The organism is Streptomyces sp. GC420, from assembly GCF_009916105.1.
In the GTDB taxonomy this organism is placed as follows: domain Bacteria; phylum Actinomycetota; class Actinomycetes; order Streptomycetales; family Streptomycetaceae; genus Streptomyces.
Map to the genome: position 1 here is coordinate 1 of NZ_JAAAXQ010000404.1, position 6,616 is coordinate 6,616.

9 protein-coding genes are annotated in these 6,616 nt (G+C 71.9%); all 9 read right to left on the reverse strand.

Annotation, left to right across the window (positions count from 1 at the left end):
- Positions 1–23 precede the first annotated feature (23 nt).
- Positions 24–1,703 (reverse strand): hypothetical protein, encoded by a 1,680-nt coding sequence (locus tag GUY61_RS32405; protein ID WP_243766911.1) that lies wholly within the window; start codon positions 1,701–1,703, stop codon positions 24–26.
- Positions 1,704–1,810: 107 nt separating this feature from the next.
- Positions 1,811–2,065 (reverse strand): gas vesicle protein K, encoded by a 255-nt coding sequence (locus GUY61_RS32410; protein ID WP_166633898.1) that lies wholly within the window; start codon positions 2,063–2,065, stop codon positions 1,811–1,813.
- Between the two features lie 233 nt (positions 2,066–2,298).
- Entirely contained in the window at positions 2,299–2,490 is a 192-nt protein-coding gene (locus tag GUY61_RS32415; protein ID WP_166633899.1) for a gas vesicle protein, read from the reverse strand.
- A complete protein-coding gene (locus GUY61_RS32420) occupies positions 2,487–3,365 on the reverse strand; it encodes a GvpL/GvpF family gas vesicle protein (RefSeq protein ID WP_166633900.1) in 879 nt (292 codons plus the stop codon). The genes GUY61_RS32415 and GUY61_RS32420 overlap by 4 nt, the downstream gene beginning before the upstream one ends.
- Positions 3,362–3,682, reverse strand: coding sequence for a gas vesicle protein (locus GUY61_RS32425; RefSeq protein WP_166633901.1), 321 nt, complete (start codon positions 3,680–3,682; stop codon positions 3,362–3,364). Before GUY61_RS32425 ends, GUY61_RS32420 begins: the two co-directional genes overlap by 4 nt.
- Positions 3,679–4,836: an SRPBCC family protein gene (locus GUY61_RS32430; RefSeq protein ID WP_313896974.1), complete on the reverse strand. Its 1,158-nt coding sequence runs from the start codon at positions 4,834–4,836 to the stop codon at positions 3,679–3,681. The genes GUY61_RS32425 and GUY61_RS32430 overlap by 4 nt, the downstream gene beginning before the upstream one ends.
- Before the next feature lie 110 nt (positions 4,837–4,946).
- A complete protein-coding gene (locus tag GUY61_RS32435) occupies positions 4,947–5,621 on the reverse strand; it encodes a DNA primase (RefSeq protein ID WP_166633903.1) in 675 nt (224 codons plus the stop codon).
- Positions 5,618–5,854 carry a gas vesicle protein GvpG gene (locus tag GUY61_RS32440; protein WP_166633904.1) on the reverse strand — a complete coding sequence of 79 codons (237 nt, stop codon included), beginning with the start codon at positions 5,852–5,854 and terminating at the stop codon, positions 5,618–5,620. The genes GUY61_RS32435 and GUY61_RS32440 overlap by 4 nt, the downstream gene beginning before the upstream one ends.
- Before the next feature lie 7 nt (positions 5,855–5,861).
- On the reverse strand, positions 5,862–6,611 hold the full coding sequence (locus tag GUY61_RS32445) for a GvpL/GvpF family gas vesicle protein (protein WP_166633906.1): 750 nt from the start codon (positions 6,609–6,611) through the stop codon (positions 5,862–5,864).
- Between the last annotated feature and the right edge of the window lie 5 nt (positions 6,612–6,616).

Sequence of the window (6,616 nt, forward strand, 5' to 3'; positions counted from 1 at the left end):
GGGCGGTGGGCGGTGGGCGACGATCATCCGCAGCCCGCCGATCTCCGAGGGGCGAGTTCCGGGTGAAGGCGGTAGACGCCCGCCTCCGGGACCGTCAGGCGGGTCCAGGGGCCGTCCGCCTTCACACAGGCTCCGTTCACGCGCAGCCAGGGGGAGTACGCGACCCTCACCGTCACCGTGCCCGCGCGGGGCATCCGCAGAACGACGTCCGCCTCCCCCGCGTCCAGCACCTCGGCGGGTGCCGAGGCCAGCGGTCGGGCGTCCGTGAACCGGTAGATCCTCCAGTGGGCGTCCTGCCAGACCGGCTCCAGCCATTCCCGGCCCGCCCGCACCAGGGCCGCCTCGCGCACGGCTGGGCCATCGGCGGTGCCGTTGTGCAGGACGACGTACCCGACCGCCCAGTGCCGCAGCCAGGCCCGGTAGCGCTCGCCGTCGAGCCGCCCCTCCGTGTCCTCGTAGAACAGCCGCCCGCGCTCCACGTCGAGCTGCCGGTTCCAGCCGCGCATCATCGCCACGTGCGGTGCGAACGCGGCGGCCTCCCGGTGGTTGCGGGCCGGTACCACCTCGACGCGGCCGCGGTCCGCGCCCAGCCGCTCCAGCTGGGCGATCACCCCGTCGGTGTGCTCGGCCCAGGCCGGTACGTCCGTGGAGATCCGCAGGTCGTCGATGGTCTTCCCGGTCAGCCAGTGCACGGACAGGGCCAGTGCCAGGGCCAGGACGACGGCAGGGCGCCGCCTGGCGGCGGCGAATCCGGTGCCGATCACGGCCGCGAGGAGCACCGTGGGGGCGAAGTGCTCGGCGAGGCGCTCCACATTGGTGCCTATCGGCGAGGGCACCAGCCAGGTCAGCACCGTACCCAGCGCGTACACGGCCGCCGCGGCCCGCACCACCCGCCAGCCCCGGGGCGCCGCCCAGCACACCGCGGCGGCGAGCAGCACCGGCATGATCATGCGGTCCGCCGCCATGGGCTGCTCGCCCTTGAGGGGGAACAGCAGGGAGGTCAGTCCGCAGACCGCGAACGGCGGCACGGCGAGCGCGGTGCCCTTCGCGTACTGCCGGTCCAGGGCGTACCCGGCACCCGCCACCACCAGGAAGAGCCCGGCCACCGGGCTCGCCAGGGTGGTGAGCAGGCCCGCCGCGGCCGCCGCGGCGACCCGGCCGCACGTCACCGGCCGACCCGCCAGTACCAGCAGGCCGGCCAGCGCGAAGACCAGGCCGAGGGCGAAGGTCGTGCGCCCGGAGGCGACGTTCGCCCAGAGGCCGAACGCGCCGAGCAGCGCGGGCCAGGGCGGGGACTTCGTCCCGGTGCGCTCCAGCAGCGCGGCCAGCAGCCAGGTGGCGGCCACCCCGGACACGACCGTCACCGTGCGCACCCCCAGCAGGGCCATCAGCGGTGGTGAGAGCACGCTGTACCCGGCCGTGTGCAGGCCGCCGTACCAGAACAGCCCGTAGGGCGCCCCGGGGTTGCGTTCGGCGAAGCCGGCCCAGGCGTACTGGGCGGCCAGATCGCCCCCGCCCGTCGCGAGGAAGGCCGCCCACACCCCGTAGAAGGGCAGGACGGCGAGGGCGAGGAGCAGGGGGCCGCGATGTCCGCGCGGCAGGCGTGGCCGTCGCGAGGCGGGCGCCGGGGCGTCGAGAGGTGCGTCGAGAGGTCCGGCTCCGGGCCGGGCCTCGGGCGACAGCAGTACGGGCAGTGCGGGCATGGGTCCGTTTCCGTGGCGAGACGGTGGTGTGGTCGGTCTCGCAGGGCTAGACGCGAGACCGGCCCCTACCGTTCAGCAACGGAGGGATCTTGCACAACAGGGTGGTACTACAACAGGCGCCCCAGGGGCCCCAGGTCCAGGTTCAGGTCCTCCGGCCGCAGCCCGTACCGCTCGCGCAGTTCGGTCATCCGCTCCTCCAGGAGCATCAGCGTCAGGCCGATCCGCTCCTCCTGCGCGTCCGTGAGGTCACCGGTCTCGACGCGGCGCAGCGCCTGCCGCTCCATCAGCTGGCGCAGCAGCTCGACGACGGTCAGGACCAGTTTCACCAGGTCGCGCTCCACGGTGTCCGGTTCCAGGTCCATGCGGTTGCTGCCGCGGTGGTCGCCGCGCTTCCGGTCCTTGCCGGGCTGCGGAGCCCCGCCGAGGTCCCGGGCCAGGTCCGGCTTGCCGCCGGCGTCCAGTTCCTTGACGAGGTCCGGGGCCTCCACGAGGTCCGGGGCCTCCGGGGCCCGAACGGGCTCCGGGGCCCTGCCGGGGTCCCGCTCCGTGCGGGGGTCCAGGTGCCTGCGTCGGTTGGCGTCGCGCGGAACGGCGGTCATGACAGGACTTCCGTGAAGGGCGAGGGGACCCGAGCGTTGACGGAGCTGATCAGGGCGTTCAGGTCGATGCGCACGAGATCGACGTCGGCGATGCGCAGGGTGATGTCACCGGCGATGACGACGCCGCCGGCGAGGAGCCGGTCGAGCAGGTCGACGAGGGCGATCTCGCGCTGTTCGATCAGGGTCACGGCCTCGGCCCCTCCTCCGGGTCGTGGTGGCGCGCCTGCGTGCGCGCGTGCTGCTCGTCGGTGAAGAAGTTGGTGAAGGAGTACGGCGCCCAGGGGCCGGTGAGTTCCACCCGGACGCCGGCACTCTCCTCCCCCAGCTTCTCGACGTGCTCGACGAAGGCCTCCGACTCCGCGCGGTGCACCAGATAGGCCGCGTTGAGGACGTTGGTGCCGGTGGCGGACGACAGCCGCGGGTTCTGCGGGCGGTGCAGGAGCGCGGACTCGGCGAGCCGGGAGAGTTCACCGTGCAGATGCCGGGCGAGGGCCTCCGCCCTGTCCCGGGTGGACTCCTGGGAGCGCCGCTCGCGCAGCCGCCGCTGGAGGTAGTCGCGGCCGCCGCCGGCGGACCGCCCCGGGTGCGCGCCGGGTCCGGTTCCGGAGCCGGTCACGGCTCCCGAACCGGTTCCCGCGTCGGTCAAGGCGTCCGGCGACGCGGGAGACTCCTCCGCGTACACCTTCACACCCCACTCGACCCGGTTGTCCAGCCGGTCCAGGGCGTACAGGAAGCGGTCCCGGTCCGTCTTGAGCATCACGCGCACCCCGCTGTCGTCGCGGTAGACGGTGCCGAGCCGGAGCGGCAGCGGGCTGGTGACCGTGGTGAGCGCGGCCACCACGGCCTGGTGCCCCCGGGCCGTGGCGGCGAGCCAGTCGAGGTCCTCGAGGTGCTCGCGCAGCGGCTCCTCCGCGAAGTCGCTCTCCGGGACGGTGCTCACCACCGCCACCAGGTCGCCCTCACGGACCGTCTCCGGCGGGGCACCGAGAATGCCGCGGACGTCCGTCTGCAGCGCGCCGCCGAAGGGCCGGCACACGGCGTAGACATACCGCAGTCCACTCATTCCACTTCCTCCCTGGAGGCTTCCAGTTCGGCGATGCGCCGCTGCAGCACCTCGTTCTCCCTGGCCAGTTCCCTGCGGCGGGCCTTCGACGAGAGCGCGGGATCGTCCTCCCACCAGTCGATGCCCATCTCCTTCGCCTTGTCGACGGAGGCCACGATCAGCCGGAGCTTGATCGTCAGCAGTTCGATGTCGAGCAGGTTGATACGGATGTCCCCGGCTATGACGATCCCCTTGTCGAGAACCCTCTCCAGGATGTCCGCGAGATTGGCGCTGGAGTCATGGCCGTAGGGATCCGGCAGCCGACTGGCGCTCGTCATCGGCCGCTCCGGGCGCCGGCATGCTCACGGCGGCCGTGCGCGCGATCGCCGTCCTCGTCGGCGTACCCGGTGTCCCCGGGCTCCTCCCCGGGCTCCTCCTCGGTCTCCGCCTTGGGCTCGTCCTCGTACTCCTCGTCGTCCTCGTACTCGTACTCGCCCTCGGGCTCCTCCCCCTCCTCGTACTCGCCCTCGGGTCCTTCCTCTTCTTCTTCCTCTTCTTCCTCTCCTTCTTCTCCTTCATACTGCTCCTCACCGCGCGGCTCGGCCTCCTCCTCGCCGCCCTCCTCCTCGGCGCGGGCCTCCTCGGCGCGGGCTTCCTCCTCCTCGACGGCCTCTTCGTGGCTGCGCACCACCTCGCCGTCGCGGATCTCGCCGCGCCAGCCGTCGGAGGCCTCCCTGCGGAAGCTGATGAAGCGGGCGAAGTGCTTGAGATCCAGGCGGGTCCTGCGGCCCTGAGCACGCCAGATGTTGCCCGTCTTCTCGAAGAACCCCGAGGGGTAGTACTCGATGACGAGCAGGATCCGGGTCAGGTTCTCCCCGAGCGGGTGGAAGGAGACGACACCCTTCGTGCTGCCCTTGGCACCCTCCGAGGTCCACGAGATGTGATCGTCGGGCACCTGCTCGGTGGTGGTCGCCTTCCAGCTCCTGCTGGACCACCAGATCTTGGCCTGCCAGTCCGTGGTGGTCTCGTCGGCGGCGGAGACGCTCTTGACGCCCTTGGCGAAGGTGCTGAACTCCTGGTACTGGGTCCACTGGTCGTAGGCCTCGCGCACCGGGACACCGACATCGATGTGCTCGATGATGACTGTCGGCTTGTTGCCGCTGCCCTTCTTCTTGCCCCTGCCGCCACCGAGGCCCTTGAACGCCCCGACCACCTTGTCCTTGAGCTGTCCGGCGCCGACCTCCATGGCGCTGCGCAGCGGCCCCTTGCCCTCGGCCAGCTTCCTGCCGCCCTCCAGGGCGGTCTTGGCCAGGCCGGGGCTGCGGCCCTCGGCCACGTCGTTGAGCTTCACAGTGGCCGCGCCCAGCTTGTGTCCCGCGCCGGTCAGCAGGCGCTGTGCCTGCGCGGAGAGGTAGGCCTGGGCCTCGCTCTTCAGCCGGTCGGTGGCCGCGCTGTCCAGGCCCAGCGGGCCCTTCGATCCGGTGTCAGCCACGGTCTCCACCTCCCTCGCGTGTGTCCGGGTGCGCGGCGGTCCCGCCGGCCGCACCCGTGGGGTTCGTACTGCCGTTCACCGCCGGCGCGGTCCGGCCGGGGCGCGTGTGCTCAGTCACGATCGCCACCGCCCCTCCGGGGGCGCGGCCGTCCGGCGGCCTCGCGCGCACCGGTGCCGGCCCGCTTGACGGCCCGCTTGGCCGACGCGGTCTTCTTGGCCGGGGCCTTCTTCGCCGGAGGCTTGCCGGCCGCGGCCTTCTTCGAGGGAGCCTTCTTCGTACGAGGCCCCCCGCCACGGCCCTCTCGCTCCTCGGGTTCGCCCCGCTCCTCGCGGTCCTCGGGCTCCTCCTCGCCCCGGTCCTCTTCCTCCTCCTCGAAGTCCTCGGGCTCCTCGGGCTCCTCCGTCTCCTCGGGCTCCTGGTCCTCCTCCGAGCGGGCCTTCTTCTTGCCCGGGATGTCCGGGACCACTCCCGAGACGATGTCCTGGACCTCTTCGGTCCGGCTGTGCAGCCGGTCCGCGAGACCGTTGATCTGGCGGTTGACCAAAGCACCGGTGGCGGCCTTGCCGACCCCCTGGAGCTCCTGTCGCAGCTGGTCGCCGATCTCCTTGAACTGCGGGTTGTTCCGCAGTTGCCGGCCGACCAGTTCGCTGATGGCCTGCGGGCTCAGCTTGAGCTTCTTGCCCATGACCATCGTGCCGATACCGAAGGCCAGTTTCGCCTTCTTGGTACGTCCGAGCACATAGCCCGCGCCAACCGCGAGCCCCAGCGCCATCCGGTTCTTCATGTCAGTCGGTTCCTGTTCTCGAGCCGGTCGAGCAGCTCGTCCTCGCGGCGGTCGAACTCCTCCGCGGTGATCTCCCCCGCCTCGAGCCGCTGCTCGAGGAGGGCGAGTTCACGGCGGATCGTCGCCGGGTCGTAGTACTGCCGCTCGGCCTCGGCCAAGACCTGCTTGAGCACCCAGAGGGTGCCTCGGGCCGGGGCCACGGGCAGCAAGATCAGTTCGCCTAGCAGCCCCATGACGTCACTACTCCATTCCTGCCGCTCCTGCGGCGCCGCTCTCGGCGTGCTGGGCCGGTCCGGGCTCGACGAAGCTGTAGGGCGGCAGCGGCCCGTTGACCCGGATCTCCAGGTGTGGCCGGGCCTGGCGCAACCGCTCGACGGCGGCGAGGAAGTCCTCGGCGGCATCCCGGTCCACCAGGAAGGAGATGTTCGCCAGCCATCCGCTGCTCTCCGGACCCGGGCTCACCGCGTCGGTCTCCGGCTCCAGCGCGCCCTGCAGCTCCGCGGCGTCGACCGCCTCGCGGGCCTGGACCGCGGCCGCGACCATCTCGCCGAGCCGCAGCTTCTGTTCGTAGGTTCCGCCCCCCGCCTTGCGGTTGGCCTCCGCCAGGGCGCGGATCTGCTCGTTCTCCGCCATCACCACGTGGAGTACGGCCTCTTCGTCGTGATTGGCCTTGACGTTGTACTCGACCCTGCCGTCGAGGGCGCTGAGCCGCTCCAGGTAGTGGTCCTCGCGTTCGGTGAGCACCGCCGCCACCGCCTCGTCGTCCGGTGAGAGGCTGCCGAACCGCATGGGCAGCACGGCGCCGCCCGCTCCGGCCTCCGCCAGCACGTTCTGGTGCGCCAGGAGGTCGCGCCGCTTGGGCCTCAGGTCCTCGGGGGCGTCGCTGACCAGCGCGGCCAGTTCCCCCTGCCGCAGGATCCGCACCGGCCTGGCCGGTTCCCCGATGCCGCCCATGTCCTTGGGGAGGGAAGGGTGGGAAGCGCGTGGTATCCGGT